Annotated in this window: 15 protein-coding genes; 12 read left to right on the forward strand and 3 right to left on the reverse strand. The window is 67.3% G+C overall.

Going from position 1 to position 21,223, the window contains the following annotated elements; translation table 11 throughout:
* Positions 1-38 precede the first annotated feature (38 nt).
* The 4 genes from smc to def all read left to right on the forward strand — a co-directional run bounded on the left by smc (position 39) and on the right by def (position 7,692).
* Positions 39-3,551 (forward strand): chromosome segregation protein SMC, encoded by a 3,513-nt coding sequence (smc, locus tag CFB34_RS30540; RefSeq protein WP_089440638.1) that lies wholly within the window; start codon positions 39-41, stop codon positions 3,549-3,551.
* Between the two features lie 85 nt (positions 3,552-3,636).
* The gene (locus CFB34_RS30545) at positions 3,637-4,920 is read left to right on the forward strand and encodes a cell division protein ZipA C-terminal FtsZ-binding domain-containing protein (RefSeq protein ID WP_089440444.1); all 1,284 of its coding nucleotides are present in this window, start codon (positions 3,637-3,639) and stop codon (positions 4,918-4,920) included.
* 166 nt (positions 4,921-5,086) lie between these two features.
* Entirely contained in the window at positions 5,087-7,162 is a 2,076-nt protein-coding gene (ligA, locus tag CFB34_RS30550) for an NAD-dependent DNA ligase LigA (RefSeq protein ID WP_089440443.1), read from the forward strand.
* Positions 7,159-7,692 (forward strand): peptide deformylase, encoded by a 534-nt coding sequence (gene def, locus CFB34_RS30555; protein WP_039342702.1) that lies wholly within the window; start codon positions 7,159-7,161, stop codon positions 7,690-7,692. The genes ligA and def overlap by 4 nt, the downstream gene beginning before the upstream one ends.
* 89 nt (positions 7,693-7,781) lie before the next feature.
* On the opposite strand, the gene CFB34_RS30560 is transcribed toward def, so the two are convergent.
* The 3 genes from CFB34_RS30560 to map are packed head-to-tail and all read right to left on the reverse strand — an operon-like array spanning position 7,782 to position 13,242.
* On the reverse strand, positions 7,782-9,788 hold the full coding sequence (locus CFB34_RS30560) for a pseudouridine synthase (RefSeq protein ID WP_089440442.1): 2,007 nt from the start codon (positions 9,786-9,788) through the stop codon (positions 7,782-7,784).
* Between the two features lie 16 nt (positions 9,789-9,804).
* Entirely contained in the window at positions 9,805-12,381 is a 2,577-nt protein-coding gene (locus CFB34_RS30565; protein WP_089440441.1) for a [protein-PII] uridylyltransferase, read from the reverse strand.
* Positions 12,382-12,426: 45 nt separating this feature from the next.
* Complete coding sequence (map, locus tag CFB34_RS30570; RefSeq protein ID WP_012328760.1) at positions 12,427-13,242, reverse strand: type I methionyl aminopeptidase; 816 nt, start codon at positions 13,240-13,242, stop codon at positions 12,427-12,429.
* A 378-nt stretch (positions 13,243-13,620) separates the two neighbouring features.
* Here map and rpsB point away from each other — a divergent pair, with 378 nt between their 5' ends.
* From rpsB to rseP, 8 genes are all read left to right on the forward strand, one after another.
* The gene (rpsB, locus tag CFB34_RS30575) at positions 13,621-14,361 is read left to right on the forward strand and encodes a 30S ribosomal protein S2 (RefSeq protein WP_006752149.1); all 741 of its coding nucleotides are present in this window, start codon (positions 13,621-13,623) and stop codon (positions 14,359-14,361) included.
* A 162-nt stretch (positions 14,362-14,523) separates the two neighbouring features.
* A complete protein-coding gene (gene tsf, locus CFB34_RS30580; protein WP_089440440.1) occupies positions 14,524-15,405 on the forward strand; it encodes a translation elongation factor Ts in 882 nt (293 codons plus the stop codon).
* A 163-nt stretch (positions 15,406-15,568) separates the two neighbouring features.
* Entirely contained in the window at positions 15,569-16,282 is a 714-nt protein-coding gene (gene pyrH, locus CFB34_RS30585) for a UMP kinase (protein WP_011352459.1), read from the forward strand.
* 91 nt (positions 16,283-16,373) lie between these two features.
* Positions 16,374-16,934: a ribosome recycling factor gene (gene frr / locus CFB34_RS30590; RefSeq protein WP_039342717.1), complete on the forward strand. Its 561-nt coding sequence runs from the start codon at positions 16,374-16,376 to the stop codon at positions 16,932-16,934.
* A 49-nt stretch (positions 16,935-16,983) separates the two neighbouring features.
* On the forward strand, positions 16,984-17,766 hold the full coding sequence (uppS, locus tag CFB34_RS30595; RefSeq protein ID WP_006478494.1) for a polyprenyl diphosphate synthase: 783 nt from the start codon (positions 16,984-16,986) through the stop codon (positions 17,764-17,766).
* The gene (locus tag CFB34_RS30600) at positions 17,760-18,581 is read left to right on the forward strand and encodes a phosphatidate cytidylyltransferase (protein WP_089440439.1); all 822 of its coding nucleotides are present in this window, start codon (positions 17,760-17,762) and stop codon (positions 18,579-18,581) included. Before uppS ends, CFB34_RS30600 begins: the two co-directional genes overlap by 7 nt.
* A 15-nt stretch (positions 18,582-18,596) precedes the next feature.
* Complete coding sequence (locus CFB34_RS30605) at positions 18,597-19,793, forward strand: 1-deoxy-D-xylulose-5-phosphate reductoisomerase (RefSeq protein WP_089440438.1); 1,197 nt, start codon at positions 18,597-18,599, stop codon at positions 19,791-19,793.
* A gap of 11 nt (positions 19,794-19,804) precedes the next feature.
* Positions 19,805-21,175: an RIP metalloprotease RseP gene (gene rseP / locus CFB34_RS30610; RefSeq protein WP_089440437.1), complete on the forward strand. Its 1,371-nt coding sequence runs from the start codon at positions 19,805-19,807 to the stop codon at positions 21,173-21,175.
* The last annotated feature ends 48 nt before the right edge of the window (positions 21,176-21,223 follow it).

The raw sequence follows: 21,223 nt of genomic DNA on the forward strand, positions 1-21,223 counted from the left end.
TCCGTCCGTTTCACACCTTCTTCACATCCGATACCGCCGTGCGTCTGAGCTCGATCAAACTCGCTGGCTTCAAATCCTTTGTCGATCCCACGCATTTCCAGGTTCCGGGCCAGCTTGTCGGCGTGGTGGGCCCGAACGGGTGCGGCAAGTCCAACATCATCGACGCCGTGCGCTGGGTGCTCGGCGAGTCGCGCGCTTCCGAGCTGCGCGGCGAATCGATGCAGGACGTGATCTTCAACGGCTCGACCGCCCGCAAGCCCGGCAGCCGGGCCAGCGTCGAACTGATCTTCGACAACTCCGACGGCCGCGCGGCCGGCCAGTGGGGCCAGTACGGCGAGATCGCCGTGAAGCGCGTGCTGACGCGCGACGGCACGTCGAGTTACTACATCAACAACCTGCCGGCGCGCCGCCGCGACATCCAGGACATCTTCCTCGGCACCGGCCTCGGCCCGCGCGCGTACGCGATCATCGGGCAGGGCATGATCGCCCGGATCATCGAGGCGAAGCCGGAAGAGCTGCGCGTGTTCCTCGAGGAAGCCGCGGGCGTGTCGAAGTACAAGGAACGCCGCCGCGAGACCGAGAACCGCCTGCACGACACGCGCGAGAACCTGACCCGCGTCGAGGACATCGTCCGCGAACTCGGCGCGAACCTCGAGAAGCTCGAGGCGCAGGCCGTCGTCGCGACCAAATACAAGGAACTCGTCGCCGACGGCGAGGAGAAGCAGCGCCTGTTGTGGCTGCTGCGCAAGAACGAGGCCGCCGGCGAGCAGCAGAAGCAGCAGCGCGCGATCGAACAGGCGCAGATCGACCTCGAGGCGCAAACGGCGAAGCTGCGCGAGGTCGAGGCGCAGCTCGAGACGCTGCGCGTCGCGCATTACTCGGCAAGCGACGCGATGCAGGGCGCGCAGGGCTCGCTCTACGAAGCGAACGCCGAGGTGAGCCGCCTCGAAGCCGAGATCAAGTTCATCGTCGAATCGCGCAATCGCGTGCAGGCGCAGATCGCCGCGCTGAATGCGCAGCGCGAGCAATGGCGTGCGCAGGCCGAGAAGGCGCAGGACGAGCTCGAAGAAGCCGAGGAAGCGCGCGCGATGGCCGACGAGAAGGCCGCGCTCGCCGAAGACAACGCCGCCGCGAAGCACGATGCGCTGCCGGCGCTCGAAGCGAAATTCCGCGATGCGCAGGCGCAGCTCAACGACGAGCGCGCGCGGATCGCGCAGACCGAACAGTCGCTGAAGCTCGAAGCCGCGCACCAGCGCAACGCCGACCAGCAGCTCCAGCAGCTGCAGCAGCGCCATGAGCGCCTGAAGAGCGAAGCGGGCGGGCTCGATGCGCCGGACGAGGCGCAGCTCGAGGAGCTGCGCATGCAGCTGGCCGAGCAGGAAGAGATCCTGGCCGAAGCGCAGGCGCGCCTCGCCGACGCGCAGGAAACCGTGCCGCGCCTCGATGGCGAACGCCGTTCCGCGCAGGAGCGCGTGCAGGCCGAAGCCGCGCAGATTCACCAGCTCGAGGCGCGTCTCGCCGCGCTGAAGCAGCTGCAGGAAAACGTTCAGACCGAAGGCAAGGTGCAGCCGTGGCTCGACAAGCACGAGCTCGGCGCGCTGCCGCGTCTGTGGAAGAAGCTGCACGTCGAAGCGGGCTGGGAAGCCGCGCTCGAGGCCGTGCTGCGCGAGCGCCTCGCCGCGCTCGAAGTGTCGAATCTCGACTGGGTGAAGGCTTTTGCCACCGACGCACCGCCCGCGAAGCTCGCGTTCTATGCGCCGCCCGCGGCCGGTGAACCGCCGGCGGCCGTGGCTGGCCTGCGTCCGGTGCTGTCGCTCGTGCGCATCGACGATGCGGGCATCCGCGCGGTGCTGAACGACTGGCTCGGCAACGTGTACGTCGCCGACGACGTCGCGCAGGCGCTCGCGACGCGCACGCAGCTGCCGGCAGGCGGCGCGTTCGTCGTCAAGGCCGGCCATATCGTCACGCGCGTCGGCGTGCAGCTGTATGCGGCCGATTCGGAGCAGGCCGGGATGCTGGCCCGCCAGCAGGAAATCGAAAACCTGACGCGCCAGGTGCGTGCGCAGGCGCTGCTCGCCGACGAGGCGCGCACGGCCGCTGTCCGCGCGGAAGCCGCGCACACGCAGGCCACGCAGGCGCTCGGCGACGTGCGCGCACAGGCCGAGCGTGCGACGCAGCGCGTGCATGCGCTGCAGATGGACGTGCTGAAGCTTGCGCAGGCGCACGAACGTTACACGCAGCGCAGCACGCAGATTCGCGAGGAACTCGAGGAAATCGGCGCGCAGATCGAAGAGCAGCGTGCAATGCGCGCGGAGTCGGAAGCGAATTTCGAGCGTTTCGACGGCGAACTGGCGGAACTGCAGGCGCGCTTCGAGGACAATCAGCTCGCATTCGAAGCGCTCGACGAATCGCTGACGCAGGCGCGTCAGGAAGCGCGTGACCTGGAGCGCGGCGCGACCGACGCGCGCTTCGCCGCACGCAATGCCGTGGCGCGGATCGACGAGCTCAAGCGCAGCATCCAGGTCGCGCACGAGCAGAGCGAGCGCGTCGCCGCGTCGCTCGAAGACGCTCGCGCCGAGCTCGAGACGATCAACGAGCAGACCGCACACACGGGCCTGCAGGACGCGCTCGAGATTCGCGCGGTGAAGGAAGAGGCGCTGCAGGCCGCGCGGATCGAACTCGACGACCTGACCGCGAAGCTGCGTGCGTCGGACGAGCAGCGCCTCGTCGCCGAGCGCTCGTTGCAGCCGCTGCGCGACCGCATCACCGAATTGCAGTTGAAGGAGCAGGCCGCGCGCCTGTCGGTCGAGCAGTTCGCCGAGCAGCTCGTGACGGCCGAGGTCGACGAGGTGGCGCTGTCCGCGAAGCTCACGCCGGATCTGAAGCCGTCGTACCTGCAGGGCGAGGTCACGCGCCTGAACAACGCGATCAACGCGCTCGGCCCGGTGAACATGGCCGCGCTCGACGAGCTGAAGGCCGCGAGCGAGCGCAAGGTGTTCCTCGACGCGCAGTCGGCCGACCTGATCGACGCGATCACGACGCTCGAGGACGCGATCCACAAGATCGACCAGGAAACCCGCACGCTGCTGCAGGGCACCTTCGACGAGGTCAACCGTCACTTCAGCGACCTGTTCCCGCGCCTGTTCGGCGGCGGCCAGGCGAAGCTGATCATGACGGGCGACGAAATTCTCGACGCCGGCGTGCAGGTGATGGCGCAGCCGCCGGGCAAGAAGAACGCGACGATCCACCTGCTGTCGGGCGGCGAGAAGGCGCTGACGGCCACCGCACTGGTGTTCGCGATGTTCCAGCTGAACCCGGCGCCGTTCTGTCTGCTCGACGAGGTCGACGCGCCGCTCGACGACGCGAACACCGAGCGTTTCGCGAATCTCGTGCGCGCGATGTCCGACAAGACGCAGTTCCTGTTCATCTCGCACAACAAGATCGCGATGGAAATGGCGCAGCAGCTGATCGGCGTGACGATGCAGGAGCAGGGCGTGTCGCGGATCGTTGCGGTGGACATGGAAACCGCCGCGGGTTTTGCCCAGAATTGACGTTTGACGAAACCGGACCGCGTTCGCGCGGCGCATGGGCGCCCGTTCGCGGTTCCGACGAACAAGAATTGCTGATGGAGCGTGCATGGACGAGTTGACACTCGGTTTGATCGGCGCGGGCGCCGTCGTGGTGGGCGGCGTCGTGGTCTACAACGCATGGCAGGGCGCGAAGGTGCGGCGCAGGATGCCGCGCCCGATGCCGGAGGAAGCGGCCGAGGCGATGAACCGCCCCGAACGCGAGGAAGAATTGCCGTTCATCGAGCCGGTGCGCCAGCCGGTGCGGCGCGAGCCCGCGGCACCGGCCCCGGCGGCCGCCACGGGCGGCGCGCAGGCCGAAGTCGCGCGCGTCGAGCCGACGTTCGGTGGCGCGGCGCCGGCCGACACGCCGGCCGATCTGCAGGCCGAGGCGACCGGCGTCGATGCACCGGCCGAGTCGGCCGAGCCGGTTGCCGGCGAAGCAGCCGCGCCGGCTGCCGCGCACGCCACGCACGCTGAACCGGCAGAGCCGGCCGAACCCGTGCTGCCGGCCGCCACGACGATCTCGTCGGCTCCGCCGGCGATCGTCGACCGCCGGATCGACTGCATCGTGCCGATCCGCCTCGGCGGGTCGCTGCCGGGCGACAAGATCCTGCCGGCCGCGCAGCGGCTGCGCCGCGCGGGCAGCAAGCCCGTGCACATCGAAGGCAAGCCGGAAGGCGGCCAGTGGGAGTTGCTGCAGAACGGCGTGCGCTACGAGGAGCTGCGCGCGGCCGCGCAGCTCGCGAACCGCAGCGGTGCGCTGAACGAGCTCGAGTTCTCCGAATTCGTGACGGGCGTCCAGCAGTTCGCCGACGCGATCGACGGCGCGCCGGAATTCCCGGACATGATGGAAACGGTCGCGATGGCGCGCGAGCTCGACGCGTTTGCCGCGCAGTGCGACGCGCAACTGTCGATCAACGTGATGTCGGACGGCGCGCCGTGGTCGGCGAACTACGTGCAGGCGGTCGCGTCGCAGGACGGGCTGCTGCTGTCGCGCGACGGCACGCGTTTCGTGAAGCTCGACGCGAAGCAGAACCCCGTGTTCATGCTGCAGTTCGGCGATACGAACTTCCTGCGCGACGACCTCACGTACAAGGGCGGCAACATGATCACGCTGGTGCTCGACGTGCCGGTCGCCGAAGAGGACATCCTGCCGTTCCGGCTGATGTGCGATTACGCAAAATCGCTGTCCGAGCGGATCGGCGCGCGGGTCGTCGACGATTCGCGGCGGCCGCTGCCGGAATCGACGCTGGTCGCGATCGATCAGCAACTGATGAAGCTGTACGCGAAGCTCGAGGAAGCCGGCATCCCGGCCGGTTCGCCGGTCACGCGCCGCCTCTTCAGCCAGTAACGCGCGCCCGGCGGGCGACGGCTTCCGGCGCCGGCGCCCGTCGCTGCAATGCACCGTGCTCGTGTGCACTGCAGCGGGCCCGCGCGGCACGCATCGCGTGCCCCCGCTGCGGCGTCAAACTGAGATAATCGGAATTCCGATTTTTCAGAACGACTCTGCCGCCAGCATGGCCCGAACCCAAGCCGAACCGCCAGCCAGCCAGCCCGACGCGCGTGCCGCGTGGCTGCGCGACCAACTCGAGCGCGCGAACTACGCCTACTACGTGCTCGACCAGCCGGATCTGCCCGACGCGGAATACGACCGGCTGTTCCGCGAACTGCAGCAGCTCGAAGCCGACCATCCCGAACTCGTGACGCCCGATTCGCCGACGCAGCGTGTCGGCGGCGAGGCGGCCGGCGGCTTCACGCCGGTCGTCCATGACGCGCCGATGCTGTCGCTGAACAACGGCTTCGCCGACGAGGACATCGTCGCATTCGACAAGCGTGTCGCCGACGCGCTCGACAAGACGACCGATCTCGCCGGCTCGGTGACGGAGCCCGTCGAGTACGCATGCGAACTGAAGTTCGACGGTCTCGCGATCTCGCTGCGCTACGAGCAGGGCGTATTCGTCCAGGCGTCGACGCGCGGCGACGGGACCACGGGCGAGGACGTGACCGAGAACGTGCGCACGATCCGCTCGATTCCGCTGAAGCTGAAGGGCAAGAACGTGCCGGCCGTGCTCGACGTGCGCGGCGAGGTGCTGATGTTCAAGCGCGATTTCGCACGCCTGAACGAACGCCAGCGCGCGGCCGAGCAGCGCGAATTCGCGAACCCGCGCAACGCGGCGGCCGGCAGCCTGCGCCAGCTCGACTCGAAGATCACCGCGCAGCGTCCGCTGTCGTTCTTCGCGTACGGGATCGGTGTGCTCGACGGGATGCCGATGCCCGATACGCACAGCGCGCTGCTCGACTGGTACGAGTCGCTCGGCCTGCCCGTGAACCGCGAGCGCGCGGTCGTGCACGGCGCCGAAGGCTTGCTCGGCTTTTTCCGCCGGGTCGGCGAGAAGCGCGAGTCGCTGCCGTACGACATCGACGGCGTCGTCTACAAGGTCAACCGGCGCGACGAGCAGGAGCGCCTCGGTTTCGTGTCGCGCGCGCCGCGCTTCGCGCTCGCGCACAAGTTCCCCGCACAGGAAGCGCTGACCAGGCTCGTCGCGATCGACGTGCAGGTCGGCCGCACCGGCGCGATCACGCCGGTCGCGCGCCTCGAGCCCGTGTTCGTCGGCGGCGCGACCGTGACGAACGCGACGCTGCACAACGAGGACGAGGTGCGCCGCAAGGACATCCGGATCGGCGATACCGTGATCGTGCGCCGCGCGGGCGACGTGATCCCCGAGGTGGTCGGCGCGCTGCTCGACCGGCGCCCGGCCGATGCCGCCGAATTCGTGATGCCGACCGAATGCCCGGTGTGCGGCTCGAAGATCGAGCGCCTGCCGGACGAGGCGATCGCGCGCTGCACGGGCGGCCTGTTCTGCCCGGCGCAGCGCAAGCAGGCGCTGTGGCACTTCGCGCAGCGCCGCGCGCTCGACATCGACGGGCTCGGCGAGAAGATCATCGACCAGCTCGTCGAGCTGAATCTCGTGCGCACGCCGGCCGACCTGTTCAATCTCGGCTTTGCGACGCTCGCCGAGCTCGACCGGTTCGCCGAGAAATCGGCGCAGAACCTGCTCGACTCGCTCGAGAAGGCGAAGCACACGACGCTCGCGCGCTTCATCTACGGGCTCGGTATCCGTCACGTCGGCGAATCGACCGCGAAGGATCTCGCGAAGCATTTCGGCTCGCTGACGCCGATCATGGACGCATCGATCGAAGAGCTGCTCGAGGTCAACGACGTCGGGCCGATCGTCGCCGAGTCGCTCCATCAGTTCTTCGCGGAAGAGCACAACCGGACCGTGATCGAGCAGTTGCGCGCGCCGGGCAAGGTGACGTGGCCGGAAGGGCCGCCCGCGCCGAAGGCGCCGCAGGGCGTGCTGGCCGGCAAGACGGTCGTGCTGACGGGCACGCTGCCGACGCTCACGCGTGATGCCGCGAAGGAAATGCTCGAAGCGGCGGGCGCGAAAGTGGCCGGTTCGGTATCGAAGAAAACGGATTACGTGGTCGCGGGCGCCGAAGCCGGCAGCAAGCTCGCGAAGGCCGAGGAACTCGGCATCCCCGTGCTGGACGAAGACGGCCTGCACCAACTCCTGGAGGGTAATACGCCATGATTCGCGAGATCCTGAAGATGGGCGATCCGCGCCTGCTCGAAGTCGCCAAGCCGGTCGAGCGGTTCGATACACCCGAACTGCACGAGATCGTCGCGGACATGTTCGAGACGATGCACCACGCGAACGGCGCCGGCCTGGCCGCGCCGCAGATCGGCATCGGGCTGCAGATCATCATCTTCGGCTTCGGCAACAACAACCGCTACCCGGACGCGCCGCCGGTGCCCGAGACCGTGCTGATCAACCCGAAGATCGAGTACCTGCCGCCGGACATGGAAGAGGGCTGGGAAGGCTGCCTGTCGGTGCCGGGCATGCGCGGCGTCGTCAGCCGCTACGCGAAGGTGCGCTACAGCGGCTTCGACCAGTACGGCGAGAAGATCGACCGCGTGGCCGACGGTTTTCACGCACGCGTCGTCCAGCACGAATACGATCACCTGATCGGCAAGCTGTATCCGATGCGGATCACCGACTTCACGCGCTTCGGCTTCACGGAAGTGCTGTTCCCGGGGCTCGATCCGGCTTCCGACGATTGATCGGCCGGCTTTGCCGGCTGCTCGCAGACAAGAAAAAGCCCGCTCGCGCGGGCTTTTTCATTGCGTGGCGCACGTGTAGGCGCCCGCGATCAGAACGTCTCGTCGGCCGACAGATAGCGCCATTGACCTTGCGGCAGCGCGCCGAGCATCACGCGGCCCATCCGGACGCGCTTCAGGCCGATCACGTCGAGGCCCACCAGCTCGCACATGCGACGGATCTGGCGCTTCTTGCCTTCGCGCAGCACGAAGCGCAACTGCTCGCCGTTCTGCCAGCTCACCATCGCGGGCTTCAGCGCGACGCCGTCGAGCTCGAGGCCGTGGCGCAGCTTCGCGAGCGATTCCGCGGGGAAGTGCTGGTCGATGTCGATGAGCCGCTCACCGAAGCGCACGCGCACGAGGTACTCCTTGTCGATGTCCGATTGCTCGCCGATCAGCTGCTTCGCGATCACGCCGTTCTGCGTCAGCACGAGCAGGCCGGTCGAATCGATGTCCAGGCGGCCGGCCGGTGCGAGGGCATGCAAGTGCTGCGGCGAGAAGCGCACCGGCGAATGGTCGCCGCTCCAGCGGTTCGCGCGCGTGATCAGCACGGCAGCGGGCTCGTAGCCGTCTTCCGCCTGGCCCGACACGTAGCCGACCGGCTTGTGCAGCAGGATCGTCACCTGCGCGGCCTGCGCGGCGCTTGCGCGTTCGTCGATCTCGATCTTCTGGTCGGCGCGGACCTTGGTGCCGAGCGTGTCGATGCGTTCGCCGTCGACGAGCACCCAACCCTTTTCGATCCATTCGTCGGCTTCGCGGCGCGAGCACATGCCGAGCTCGGACATCCGTTTCGACAGGCGCATCAGGCCCGATTCGTCACCGTAATCGACGTCGGCGGCGGCGCGCTTGACCGGTTGCGCGGTCTTGACGGCGCCGAAAGAGCGGCGCTCGCCGTCGCGTGCGGGGCGGGCCGGACGGTCGCCGAAGCTGCGCTTTGCGCCTTCGCCGGCAGGCTTGTCGCGATACGACGGGCGCTTGCCGTCGTCGGCGCCTGCGCGGCGCGGGCGGGCATCGTCATCACGGCGCGGCGGGCGATCGGACGACGTGCGACGGTCGCCGAAGCTGCGCTTTGCGCCTTCGCCGGCTGCCTTGTCGCGATAAGGCGCGCGTGTGTTCCCTTCACTGGAACCGGCTCGACGCGGCCGTGAGTCGTCATCACGGCGGGGCGGGCGATCGGACGACGTGCGGCGGTCGCCGAAGCTGCGCTTCGCGCCTTCGCTGGCTGCGTTGTCGCGATACGGTGCGCGCGCGTTGCCTTCACTGGAACCTGCGCGACGCGGACGTGCATCGTCATCGCGGCGGGGCAGGCGATCCGACGACGGGCGACGGTCACCGAAGCTGCGCTTCGCGCCTTCGCTGGCTGCGTTGTCGCGATACGGTGCGCGCGCGTTGCCTTCACTGGAACCTGCGCGACGCGGACGTGCATCGTCATCGCGGCGGGGCGGGCGATCCGACGACGGGCGACGATCGCCGAAGCTGCGCTTCGCGCCTTCACTGCCTGCGTTGTCGCGATACGGCGCGCGTGCGCCGCCTTCGCCACCCGCGCGACGCGGCCGTGCGTCGTCATCGCGGCGCGGGGGACGATCCGACGACGTGCGACGGTCGCCGAAGCTGCGTTTTGCACCTTCACCGCCTGCGCTGTCGCGATACGGCGCGCGTGCGCCGCCTTCGCCACCTGCACGACGCGGCCGCGCGTCGTCATCGCGGCGCGGCGGACGATCGGACGACGTGCGGCGGTCGCCGAAGCTGCGCTTCGCGCCTTCCCCGGCCGCGTTGTCGCGATAAGGGGCGCGCGTGCCGCGTTCCGCACCGCCGTCACGCGGCGCACGCTTGGCCGGTGCGCGATCGGCGCCCGGGCGCTCGGCGCCCGCGGCAGCGCGCGGCTTGAACGTACGTTCGCCGGCGCCGGCCGGGGACGCCTTCTTCGGGCCGGCCGGCTTGTCGCCGGCGGGAGGCGTGGCGGGACGCACCGCCTTGCGGGCGACGAGGCTGCCGGAGCGGACAGGGGCGCGGGTCGGCGACGCCGGCTTCGGATTCTTGACGGTTAATTTGGTGCGCATAAACGCTGGGATTCATTCAGACTGCGATCGCACGCAGCAATTCGGTTTCGAGCTGGATCTGCAGGCGGTTGTCGGACAGGCCGGCACCCGCGAGCAGGAAGATGTCCTCGACGCGTTCGCCGAGCGTATTGATCCGCGCCGCGTGGACGCCGATCCGATGCTCGGCGAGTACGCGCGCGATCGAATAGAGAAGGCCCGGCCGGTCGTTGGCCGACACGGACAGGATGTAGTACTGGCCGCGCTCGTCGGCCCGCAGGTCGACGCGCGGTGTGATCGGAAACGTCCGGGACAGCCTCGACAGGCGGCCCTTGGACGGCTCCGGCAGCGGTGCGGTCTCGGTGAGCCGCGACGCGAGTTGCTGCTCGACGAGATTCGCGATGTCGCGATACCGCACGTCACGTTCGGTCTGCGTGACGATGAAGTTGTCGAGCGCATAGCCGTGCCGCGTCGTGCTGACGCGTGCGTCGAGCACCGACAGCCCGTTGCGGTCGAAATACGCGCAGATGCCCGCGAACAGGTCGGGGCGATCCTTCACGTACACGAGCACCTGCAGTGCATCGCCGATCGGCGACGGCCGCGCGCGGACGATCGCGGTTTCGGCATTCACGTGCCGGTACAGCACGCGTGTCTGCCACGCGATGTCGGCCGCGTCGTGACGCAGGAAGAAGCCCACATCGAGCTGATCCCACAGCGCGCGATGCGCGTCGTCGGGCACGGTCTCGAGGCGCAGCAGCGCGAGCGCCTGCTCCTGCCGCGACTTCAGCTCCGAATGCGCGTCGGGGTTGGCTCCGCCGAGCACCGCGAGCGTGATGCGGTACAGATCCTCGAGCAGCTTGCCCTTCCACGTGTTCCATACCTTCGGGCTCGTGCCGCGGATATCGGCGACGGTCAGCAGGTACAGCGCGGTGAGGTACCGCTCGTTGCCGACGACTTCCGCGAAGCGCTTGATGACTTCCGGATCGCTCGTGTCCTGCTTCTGCGCGACCTGGCTCATCGTCAGGTGATGCTGGACGAGCCACACGATCAGCGCCGCATCGTCGCCGGCGATGCCGTGCTCGCGGCAGAAGCGCCGTGCGTCGGCCATCCCGAGCGTCGAGTGATCGCCGCCGCGGCCCTTCGCGATGTCGTGGAACAGCGCCGCGACATACAGCACCCACGGGCGCTCGAAGTTGCCGATCAGCTGGCTGCAGAACGGATATTCGTGCGCATGCTCGGCCACCGCGAAGCGGCGGATGTTGCGCAACACCATCAGGATGTGCTGGTCGACCGTGTACACGTGGTACAGGTCGTGCTGCATCTGGCCGACGATGCGGCGGAAGTTCAGCAGGTAGCGGCCGAGCACGCTCGTCTGGTTCATCAACCGGAACGCGTGCGTGATCCCTTCGGGTTGCTGAAGGATCCGCATGAACGTGTCGCGGTTCTGCGGATCGCGGCGCCACGTGTTGTTCATGATCTCGCGCGAGTTGTACAGCGCGCGCAACGTGCGGGCCGATAAGCCCTTCACGCCGCGGGTCGTCTCGTACAACAGGAACGCTTCGAGGATCGCGTCGGGGTGGCGTTCGAACACGCCGTCGTCGACGATCTCGAGCATGCCCTGCTTCTCGACGAAGCGGTCGGGCGACAGCACGCGCGTGATGCCGCTCGTCGCGGGGAACAGCTGCGCCTCGATGTTCTGGATCAGGATCGTCGCGAGCTGCGTGACGGCTTTCGCGGCCCAGTAGTAGCGGCGCATCAGCTGTTCGCTCGCGCGCTTGGCCTGCGTCGCCCGATAGCCGAAGCTTTCGGCGGCCTGCGTCTGCAGGTCGAACACGAGCATGTCCTGGCGGCGGCCGGCGATCACGTGCAGCCGCGCGCGCAGCGTTTTCAGGAAACCTTCGTTGCGACGCAGCTCGCGCGCCTCGCGATCGGTGATGAGGCCACGCGTGTCGAGTTCGCGCCAGCTGCTGCCGAAACCGGCCGCGCGCGCGATCCACAGGATCGTCTGCAGGTCGCGCAGCCCGCCGGGGCTTTCCTTCACGTTCGGCTCGAGGCTGTAAGGCGTGTCCTGGAACTTCGCGTGGCGCTGGCGCATCTCGAGCACCTTCGCGGTGAAGAACGCGCGGGCGTCGAGCGCCTCGTGGTAGCGCACCGTGAAGCGTTCGAACAGCGCGGTGCTGCCGACGATGCGGCGCGCTTCCAGCAGCGAGGTCTGCACCGTGACGTCCTGCGACGCCTCCTCGATGCACTGCGCGACCGTGCGCACGCTGCTGCCGATCTCGAGGCCGAGATCCCACGCCATGCCGATGAAGCGCTCGATGCGCGCGTCGAGGGCCGGATCGTGCGCATCGGGCAGCAGCACGAGGATGTCGACGTCGGAATAGGGCGCGAGCTCGCCGCGCCCGTAGCCGCCGACGGCGACGAGCGCGAGCGTCGCGGGCAGCCCGCAGTCGTCCCACACGCGCTTCAGCGCTTCGTCGGTGAGTTTCGACAGCGCGTGCATCAGCGACGCGACGTTCGCCGCGCGGCGAAAGCGCTCGAGCATCTCCGCTTTGGCGGCCTTGAATTCGGCGCGCCGCGACAGCGCTTCGGGCGAGGGGGCTGCGTGAGCGCTCATGGGCGGCCGTTCAGGTGCGGGTGGGGCGGGCTGGCGCGACGGCGCTCAGACGGCGGCGGCCGGCTGCGCGAACACCGGGCGCGCCGGCGTGCCGGCCGACACGGTCAGCACCTCGTAGCCGGTTTCGGTGACGAGCACCGTGTGCTCCCACTGCGCCGACAGGCTGCGGTCGCGCGTCTTGACCGTCCACTGGTCGGGCATCGTGCGAATGTCGCGCTTGCCGGCGTTGATCATCGGCTCGATCGTGAAGATCATCCCGGCCTTCAGTTCGATGCCGGTGCCCGGACGGCCATAGTGGACGACCTGCGGATCTTCGTGGAACACCGTGCCGATGCCGTGGCCGCAGTATTCGCGCACGACGCTGTAGCCCTGCGCTTCCGCGTGCTTCTGGATCGCGTAGCCGATGTCGCCGAGGTGCGCGCCCGGCTTGACCTGGTCGATGCCGAGCCACATGCATTCGTAGGTGGTCTGCACGAGGCGCTTTGCGAGAATCGAACCCTCGCCGACGATGAACATGCGGCTCGTGTCGCCGAAGTAGCCGTTCTTGATCACGGTGATGTCGATGTTCAGCGCATCGCCGTTCTTGATCACCTTCTCGCCGGGAATGCCGTGGCAGATCACGTCGTTGACCGAAATGCAGGTGGCCTTCGGGTACGGCGGGTAGCCGGGAGGCTGGTAGTTCAGCGGCGCCGGGATCGTGCCCTGTTCATTGAGCATGAACTCGTGGCAGAGGCGGTCGAGTTCGGCGGTCGTGACGCCCGCGACGACGTGCGGCGTGATGAAGTCGAGCACTTCGCTCGCGAGACGGCAGGCGACGCGCATCTCGGCGATATCGTGTTCGTTTTTGAGCGTAATAGCCATCGAGGTATGCCTGGAATGCGGTGAATTGACGGATTATCGCACCTTCTGGCAGGCGTCGCAGCCCCTGCCGGCGGTGCGGATGCGGGTTTTCGCGGATTGTCCGGCCGGCTGCCGCGCGGCAAGCGAAAGTGGTGAGCGACTTGAGAGCGGACAAATCGGCGTGCTATACTCTTTGGCTAAGTCGATATCCAATTGCCGAGCTTGCCCCAAGTTGGGGCGGCATGACGGATGGAAGGCTTACGGCACGGGCGTTTGCACGTGTCGAATCGCAAGCCGGCGCAACCAGGGTGCCGGCCGCGCGGCATTTGCGCTCTTCGGGGTGGGATCGCGCGGCGGTACGGCGGCCGGCTTAAGACCCAACCCTCGTGGAGAATTTACATGGCAGTTACGATGCGCCAAATGCTGGAAGCGGGTGTCCACTTCGGTCACCAGACGCGCTTCTGGAACCCGAAGATGGCTCCGTTCATTTTCGGTCACCGCAACAAGATTCACATCATCAACCTCGAAAAGACGCTGCCGATGTTCACGGACGCACAGAAGTACGTGCGCCAGCTGGCAGCGAACCGCGGCACGATCCTGTTCGTCGGCACGAAGCGTCAATCGCGTGACACGATCGCCCAGGAAGCGCAGCGCGCAGGCATGCCGTTCGTCAACGCACGCTGGCTCGGCGGCATGATGACCAACTTCAAGACGCTGAAGGTATCGATCAAGCGCCTGAAGGACATGGAAGCGGCAGTCGAGGCAGGCGAGCTCGAAAAGATGAGCAAGAAGGAAGCGCTGCTGTTCGAACGCGAAATCGCCAAGCTGCAAAAGTCGATCGGCGGCGTGAAGGACATGGGCGGCATTCCGGACGCGATCTTCGTCGTCGACGTCGGCTACCACAAGATTGCTGTCACCGAAGCGAACAAGCTGGGCGTGCCGGTCATCGCCGTGGTCGATACGAACCACTCGCCGGAAGGTGTGGATTACGTGATCCCGGGTAACGACGACTCGAGCAAGGCAGTCGCGCTGTACGCCGAAGGCGTGGCCGATGCGATCCTCGAAGGTCGTGCGAACGCGGTCAACGAAGTGGTCCAGGCCGCACGCGGCGACGACGAGTACGTCGAGGAAAACGCGTAACTGGCCCCGAGCCGGCGCAAAAAGGGGGCTCTCAACAGGCCCCCTTTTTTTAAGCTTGTGCGCCGGACCTGATTGCGCCGAATGGGTGCGGGTCCGGAAACGAATCTCGGCCGTTCGCGTCCAAGCGGGCGGCGTTGTGAATACAGACTCAAGGAGCGAATGATGGCGGCAATTACCGCAAGCATGGTGGCAGAACTGCGCGCAAAGACCGACGCACCGATGATGGAGTGCAAGAAGGCGCTGACGGAAGCCGACGGCGACCTGGCCAAGGCTGAAGAGCTGCTGCGCGTCAAGCTCGGCAACAAGGCGAGCAAGGCGGCATCGCGCGTGACGGCAGAAGGCGTCGTCGCATCGTTCGTCGGCGGCAACGCAGGCTCGCTGGTCGAACTGAACTGCGAAACCGACTTCGTCGCGAAGAACGACGACTTCCTCGCATTCTCGAAGACGGTTGCGGAACTCGTCGCGACGCAAAACCCGGCCGACGTGGCTGCGCTGTCGGCGCTGCCGCTCGACGGCTCGACGGTCGACGCAGTGCGTCTGGCGCTGGTCGGCAAGATCGGCGAGAACGTCTCGATCCGCCGTTTCGTCCGTTTCGAAACCGCGAACAAGATCGCAACGTACCTGCACGGCGCGCGTATCGGCGTGATCGTCGAGTACACGGGCGCGGACGAGCAGGTCGGCAAGGACGTCGCGATGCACATCGCGGCCATGAAGCCGGTCGCGCTGTCGTCGGCTGACGTGCCGGCGGAACTGATCGAGACGGAACGCCGCGTGGCCGAGCAGAAGGCTGCGGAATCGGGCAAGCCGGCTGAAATCGTCGCGAAGATGGTCGACGGCAGCGTCCAGAAGTACCTGAAGGAAGTGTCGCTGCTGAACCAGACGTTCGTGAAGAACGACAAGCAGTCGATCGAGCAGATGCTGAAGGCAGCCAATGCCGCAGTGCAGAAGTTCGCACTGTTCGTCGTCGGCGAAGGCATCGAGAAGCGCCAGGACGACTTCGCCGCCGAAGTGGCCGCGCAAGTCGCAGCAGCAAAGCAGCAGTAAGCCGTAAGCAGTCAGGCAGTATCCGCGGCGGGCGTCCGCTCCGCCGCGGTCGGCGCCGCCGCCGGCCGGCCGGGAAACCCGGTCCGACCGTCGGCGCTTGCCCGAATCAGTATTTCGCCCCTACAGTTCGTGGTTGTCATCCTCTCGTCGCTCGGAAGCCCCTATGTCCAATGCCTATAAACGCGTCCTCCTCAAACTCTCCGGCGAAGCGCTGATGGGCGACGATGCCTTCGGCATCAATCGCGCGACGATCGAACGGATGGTGGCCGATATCGCCGAAGTCGTGCGTCTCGGTACGCAGCTCGCGGTCGTGATCGGTGGCGGTAATATTTTCCGCGGTGTCGCGGGTGGCGCGGCCGGCATGGACCGCGCGACGGCAGACTACATGGGGATGCTCGCGACGATGATGAACGCGCTGGCGCTGCAGGACGCGATGCGCCACGCCGGCATCGAGGCGCGCGTGCAGTCCGCGCTGCGGATGGACCAGGTCGTCGAGCCGTACATCCGGCCCCGCGCGATCCGCCAGCTCGAGGAAGGCCGCGTCGTGATCTTCGCGGCCGGCACGGGCAACCCGTTTTTCACGACGGACACGGCCGCCGCGCTGCGCGGTTCGGAAGTGGGCGCCGAGGTCGTATTGAAGGCGACCAAGGTCGATGGCGTATATTCTGCCGATCCGAAGAAGGATCCGTCGGCCACGCGTTACACGACGATCACTTTCGACGAGGCGATCAGCCGCAACCTGCAGGTGATGGACGCGACGGCCTTTGCGCTGTGCCGCGACCAGAAGCTGCCGATTCGCGTGTTTTCGATCAACAAGCCGGGCGCGCTCAAGCGCATCGTGCTGGGCGAGGACGAAGGTACGCTCGTCCACGTGTAAACTCCCGCGGATGCGGGCCATCGGCCGCGGCGCATCCGCTGCGCCGGGCAGGGCCCGTGTTCTTTGAAGGTTAGAAGGTTCGGAGGTTGAAATGAGTGTCGCTGATACCAAGAAGGGCGTCGAGCAAAAGATGCAGCGCTCGATCGAAGCGTTCAAGAACGATCTGGCAAAGATCCGTACGGGCCGTGCACACACCGGTCTGCTCGATCACGTGCAGGTCGACTACTACGGCTCGATGGTGCCGATCTCGCAGGTCGCCAACCTGACGCTCGTCGATGCGCGCACGATCGGCGTGCAGCCGTGGGAAAAGAACATGGTCGCGAAGGTCGAGAAGGCCATTCGCGAAGCCGACCTGGGCCTGAACCCGGCCACCGCCGGCGACCTGATCCGCGTGCCGATGCCCGCGCTGACGGAAGAGCGCCGCCGCGAGCTGACCAAGGTCGTCAAGAGCGAAGGCGAAACGGCCAAGGTCGCGATCCGCAACCTGCGCCGCGACGCGAACGAAGCGCTCAAGAAGCTCGTGAAGGACAAGGAAATCTCGGAAGACGACGAGCGTCGTGCAAGCGACGACGTGCAGAAGCTGACCGACAAGCACGTTGCCGAAATCGACAAGCTCGTGCAGAGCAAGGAAGCCGAGATCATGACGGTCTGACGACCGTCCTCGCGCGCCGCCTTCTTCCCGCATTACTGTCTCAACGGCCATGACCTATACCAGCTCTACCGTTCGCGTGCCTGACGTCGGCGTCGTGCCGCGTCACATCGCGATCATCATGGACGGCAACGGCCGTTGGGCGACCGAACGCCGCTTGCCGCGCGTCGCGGGGCACACCCGCGGCGTCGATGCCGTGCGGGCGGTGGTCGAAGGCTGCGCGCGCGCCGGCGTCGAATACCTGACGCTGTTCGCGTTCAGTTCGGAGAACTGGCGCCGTCCGAACGACGAAGTGTCGTTCCTGATGCGCCTCTTCATCACCGCGCTCGAGCGCGAGGTCGGCAAGCTTCACGCGAACGGGATCCGCCTGCGTGTCGTCGGCGATCTCGACCGCTTCGAGCCGCGCATCCGCGAGCTGATTCGCCGCGCCGAAACCAAGACGGCGCGCAATACCCGTCTTACGCTCACCATCGCAGCCAACTACGGCGGCCGGTGGGACATCCTGCAGGCGACGAAGAAGCTCGTCGAGCAGGCCGTGCGCGAGGGTCGCGAGGTCGAAGTGACCGAGGACGCGTTCGCGCCGCACCTGGCGATGGCCTATGCGCCGGAGCCCGATCTCTTCATCCGTACCGGTGGCGAGCAGCGCGTCAGCAACTTCCTGCTGTGGCAACTCGCGTACGCCGAATTCTATTTCACCGACAAATACTGGCCGGATTTCGACGGCGCGGCACTGGCCGACGCCATGGCGTCGTATACGGAGCGCGAGCGCCGTTTCGGCCGCACGAGCGCACAGCTCGAACCGCAATCGCAGAACGCCGACTCCCTTTCATGCTGAAAACCCGTGTGATCACGGCGATCGTGATGCTGGCGGTCCTGCTGCCGGTGACGCTGTTCGCGCCGCTCACCGCGTTCGGCGCGCTGATCGGCGTCGTGCTCGTGTTTGCCGCGTGGGAATGGGCGCGCCTGCTCAAGCTCGGCGGCGCCGGCCCGGTCGTCTATGCAGTCGTCGCGGCGCTGGCGCTCGCGGCAACGGCGCCGCTCGGCGTCGATGCGGCTTCGTCCCGTCCCCTTTTCATGGCAGCCGGCGTGTTCTGGCTGCTGGTCGGCCCGTTCACGCTGCGGCGCAAGCCGGCGCTCGCGGGCGGCGTATGGCGGCCGTTCCTGCTCGCGGCCGGCCTCGTGGTCTTCGCGGCCTGCTGGCATGCGCTCGTCGCGGCGCGTGCGCAGGGCGTACCGTTCGTGCTGTCGCTGCTTCTGGTCGTCTGGCTCGCCGATATCGGCGCATACTTCGCGGGCAAGGCGTTCGGAAAGCGTAAACTGGCCATCACGATCAGCCCCGGCAAGAGCTGGGAGGGCGCGATCGGTGGCTGGCTCGCCGTGATGGTCGTCGCCGGCGTCGCGATGGTCGCGCATGCATTCGAGCCGACCCTGTTTTCCGCGTTCGCCGTGCGCTACGGGATGCCCGGCGCATGGGCCGCACTGACGCTGCTGGTCGCATACAGCGTGATCGGCGACCTGTTCGAATCGTTGCTGAAGCGGCAGGCGGGCGTGAAGGATTCGAGCGGACTGCTGCCAGGCCATGGCGGCGTGCTCGACCGTGTCGACGCGCTGCTGCCGGTGCTGCCGCTCGCGATGCTGCTGCTTGGTTAAACCACTCATTCTGTTATGCAAAAACGCCTGACATTGCTCGGTTCCACGGGCTCCATCGGAGACAGCACGCTCGACGTGGTCGCGCGCCATCCCGAGCGCTTCTCGGTCTATGCGCTGACCGCACACCGCAACGGCGACAAGCTGGTCGAGCAATGCCTGCGCTTCGCGCCCGAGGTGGCGGTGGTCGGCGATGCCGAGACGGCCGCGCAGGTCGACGCGAAGCTGCGCGCGGCGGGCAGCAAGACGACCGTGCTGCACGGGCCGCAGGCGCTCGTCGACGTGTCGAAGAGCGACGGCTGCGACACGGTGGTCGCGGCGATCGTCGGTGCGGCCGGCATGGCGCCAAGCCTCGCGGCCGCGCGCGCCGGCAAGCGCATCCTGCTCGCGAACAAGGAAGCGCTGGTGATGTCGGGCGCGATCTTCATGGACGCCGTGCGCGACCATGGCGCGATCCTGCTGCCGGTCGACAGCGAACACAACGCGATCTTCCAGTGCATGCCGCGCGACGCGGCCGAGCACGGCGGGATCTCGAAGATCATCCTGACCGCGTCGGGCGGCCCGTTCCGCACGCGCGAACCGGCCACGCTCGTCGATGTGACGCCGGACGAGGCGTGCAAGCACCCGAACTGGGTGATGGGCCGCAAGATCTCGGTCGATTCCGCGACGATGATGAACAAGGGCCTCGAGGTGATCGAGGCGCACTGGATCTTCGGGCTGCCGGGCGAGCGCATCGACGTGCTGATCCACCCGCAGAGCGTGATCCATTCGCTCGTGTCGTATCGCGACGGCTCGGTGCTCGCGCAGCTCGGCAATCCCGACATGCGCACGCCGATCGCGCATGCGCTCGCGTTCCCCGAGCGTGTCGATGCGGGCGTCGAACAGCTCGATCTCGCGCAAATTGCCCAGCTGTCGTTCGAGAAACCCGATTACGCGCGCTTCCCGTGTCTCGCGCTTGCGCTGAAGGCGCTCGAGGAGGGCGGCATCGCGAGCGCCGCATTGAACGCGGCGAACGAAGTCGCGGTCGAAGCGTTTCTCGAGCGTCGCATCGGCTTCATGGCGATTGCTGCGACGGTCGACGCCGTGCTCAACGCGCTGCCGAACCGTACGCCCGACGGGCTCGAGGATGTCCTGGCGGCGGATGCCGAGGCACGCCGCCTCGCCGCCGAGATCATTGCGAAAGCGCCTGCGCCACGCGTGGAGCGCACTGTCTGAATGGGGTGCTCATGAACGTGCTGGTCGAACTGATCGCGTTTGCGGTGGCGATCGGGGTGCTGGTCGTCGTGCATGAGTACGGACACTATCGCGTCGCGCGCTGGTGCGGCGTGAAGGTGCTGCGTTTCTCGATCGGCTTCGGCCAGCCCGTCGCGCGCTGGGTCAGCCGCAGGACGGGCACCGAGTGGACGCTGTCGGCGCTGCCGCTCGGCGGCTACGTGAAGATGCTCGACGAGCGCGATCCCGGCCCCGGCATCGCGCCCGAGGAGCTCGGCCAGGCGTTCAATCGGCAGTCCGTCTACAAGCGCATCGCGATCGTTGCAGCCGGGCCGATTGCCAACTTCCTGTTGGCAATCGTGCTGTTTTCCGTCGTATTCGCCACCGGCGTAACCGAACCGGCCGCGATCGTCGCACCGCCGGCCACCGGCACGGTGGCGGCGCGCGCGGGCTTCGACGGCAGCGAGCAGATCGTGTCGATCCGCAACGCGCAGGGCGGCGAGGCCGAGCCGGTGCGGTCGTGGTCGGACCTGCGCTGGAAGCTGCTGGCCGCTGCGTTCGATCACCGCGAGATCGTGCTCGGCGCACGCGACGGCAACACGACGTTCGATTTCCGCGTCGACCTCCGACATGTTCCCGACAGTCAGCTCGACGACGATTTCATGGCCCATCTGGGCTTCGAGACCGGCGGCGGCACGCTGTCGGTCGCATCGGTGCAGCCCGGCAGCGCGGCGGAGCAGGCGGGCCTGAAGGCCGGCGACAAGCTGGTCGCGCTCGACGGCAAGCCGATCGGCGGCGCGTCGCGCTTCATCGATTTCGTGAAACACCATGCGGGCAAGCCGCTCGAGCTGCAGATCGAGCGCGACGGCGCCGCGCAGACGGTGTCGATCGTGCCGCAGATGCAGCGCGACGACGAATCGGGGCAGCAGGTCGGCCGGATCGGCGCGGCGCTGTCGATGCATGCGCCGTCGGTCGACGTGCGATATGGGCCGATCGAAAGCCTGCAGCTCGGCGCACACCGGACGTGGGACATCTCCGTGTATTCGCTGAAGATGTTCGGGCGCATGATCACGGGCAACGCGTCGCTGAAGAACCTGTCCGGCCCGGTGACGATCGCGGACTACGCGGGCAAGAGCGCGCGGCTCGGTCCGTCGGCGTTCCTGTCGTTCCTCGCCCTTGTCAGCATTAGCCTTGGCGTCCTGAACTTGTTGCCGATTCCCGTTTTGGACGGGGGGCATCTGTTATATTATGCGGTTGAAGCCGCGACCGGGAAAGCCGTCTCGGAGCGCTGGCAGCTGATTCTGCAAAGAGCCGGGTTGATCTGCATCGTCGCATTGTCGGCGATCGCGCTGTTCAACGATCTGGCTCGGTTAATCCATTTCTGAAGCGTCAGGCGGCGGCCGCTGGGCAGCCGCCTGATTTGATGCAGCTAA

The sequence above is a fragment of the Burkholderia sp. HI4860 genome (assembly GCF_002223045.2).
Taxonomy (GTDB): domain Bacteria; phylum Pseudomonadota; class Gammaproteobacteria; order Burkholderiales; family Burkholderiaceae; genus Burkholderia.

Bases quoted from the DNA above. Each gene is read 5' to 3' on its own strand.
- CFB34_RS30545 (WP_089440444.1), top strand. From the start codon at position 3,637: ATGGACGAGTTGACACTCGGTTTGATCGGCGCGGGCGCCGTCGTGGTG.
- frr (WP_039342717.1), top strand. From the start codon at position 16,374: ATGAGTGTCGCTGATACCAAGAAGGGCGTCGAGCAAAAGATGCAGCGC.
- rseP (WP_089440437.1), top strand. From the start codon at position 19,805: ATGAACGTGCTGGTCGAACTGATCGCGTTTGCGGTGGCGATCGGGGTG.
- rpsB (WP_006752149.1), top strand. From the start codon at position 13,621: ATGGCAGTTACGATGCGCCAAATGCTGGAAGCGGGTGTCCACTTCGGT.
- pyrH (WP_011352459.1), top strand. From the start codon at position 15,569: ATGTCCAATGCCTATAAACGCGTCCTCCTCAAACTCTCCGGCGAAGCG.
- CFB34_RS30605 (WP_089440438.1), top strand. From the start codon at position 18,597: ATGCAAAAACGCCTGACATTGCTCGGTTCCACGGGCTCCATCGGAGAC.
- tsf (WP_089440440.1), top strand. From the start codon at position 14,524: ATGGCGGCAATTACCGCAAGCATGGTGGCAGAACTGCGCGCAAAGACC.
- CFB34_RS30560 (WP_089440442.1), bottom strand. From the start codon at position 9,788: ATGCGCACCAAATTAACCGTCAAGAATCCGAAGCCGGCGTCGCCGACC.
- def (WP_039342702.1), top strand. From the start codon at position 7,159: ATGATTCGCGAGATCCTGAAGATGGGCGATCCGCGCCTGCTCGAAGTC.
- CFB34_RS30600 (WP_089440439.1), top strand. From the start codon at position 17,760: ATGCTGAAAACCCGTGTGATCACGGCGATCGTGATGCTGGCGGTCCTG.
- CFB34_RS30565 (WP_089440441.1), bottom strand. From the start codon at position 12,381: ATGAGCGCTCACGCAGCCCCCTCGCCCGAAGCGCTGTCGCGGCGCGCC.
- uppS (WP_006478494.1), top strand. From the start codon at position 16,984: ATGACCTATACCAGCTCTACCGTTCGCGTGCCTGACGTCGGCGTCGTG.
- ligA (WP_089440443.1), top strand. From the start codon at position 5,087: ATGGCCCGAACCCAAGCCGAACCGCCAGCCAGCCAGCCCGACGCGCGT.
- map (WP_012328760.1), bottom strand. From the start codon at position 13,242: ATGGCTATTACGCTCAAAAACGAACACGATATCGCCGAGATGCGCGTC.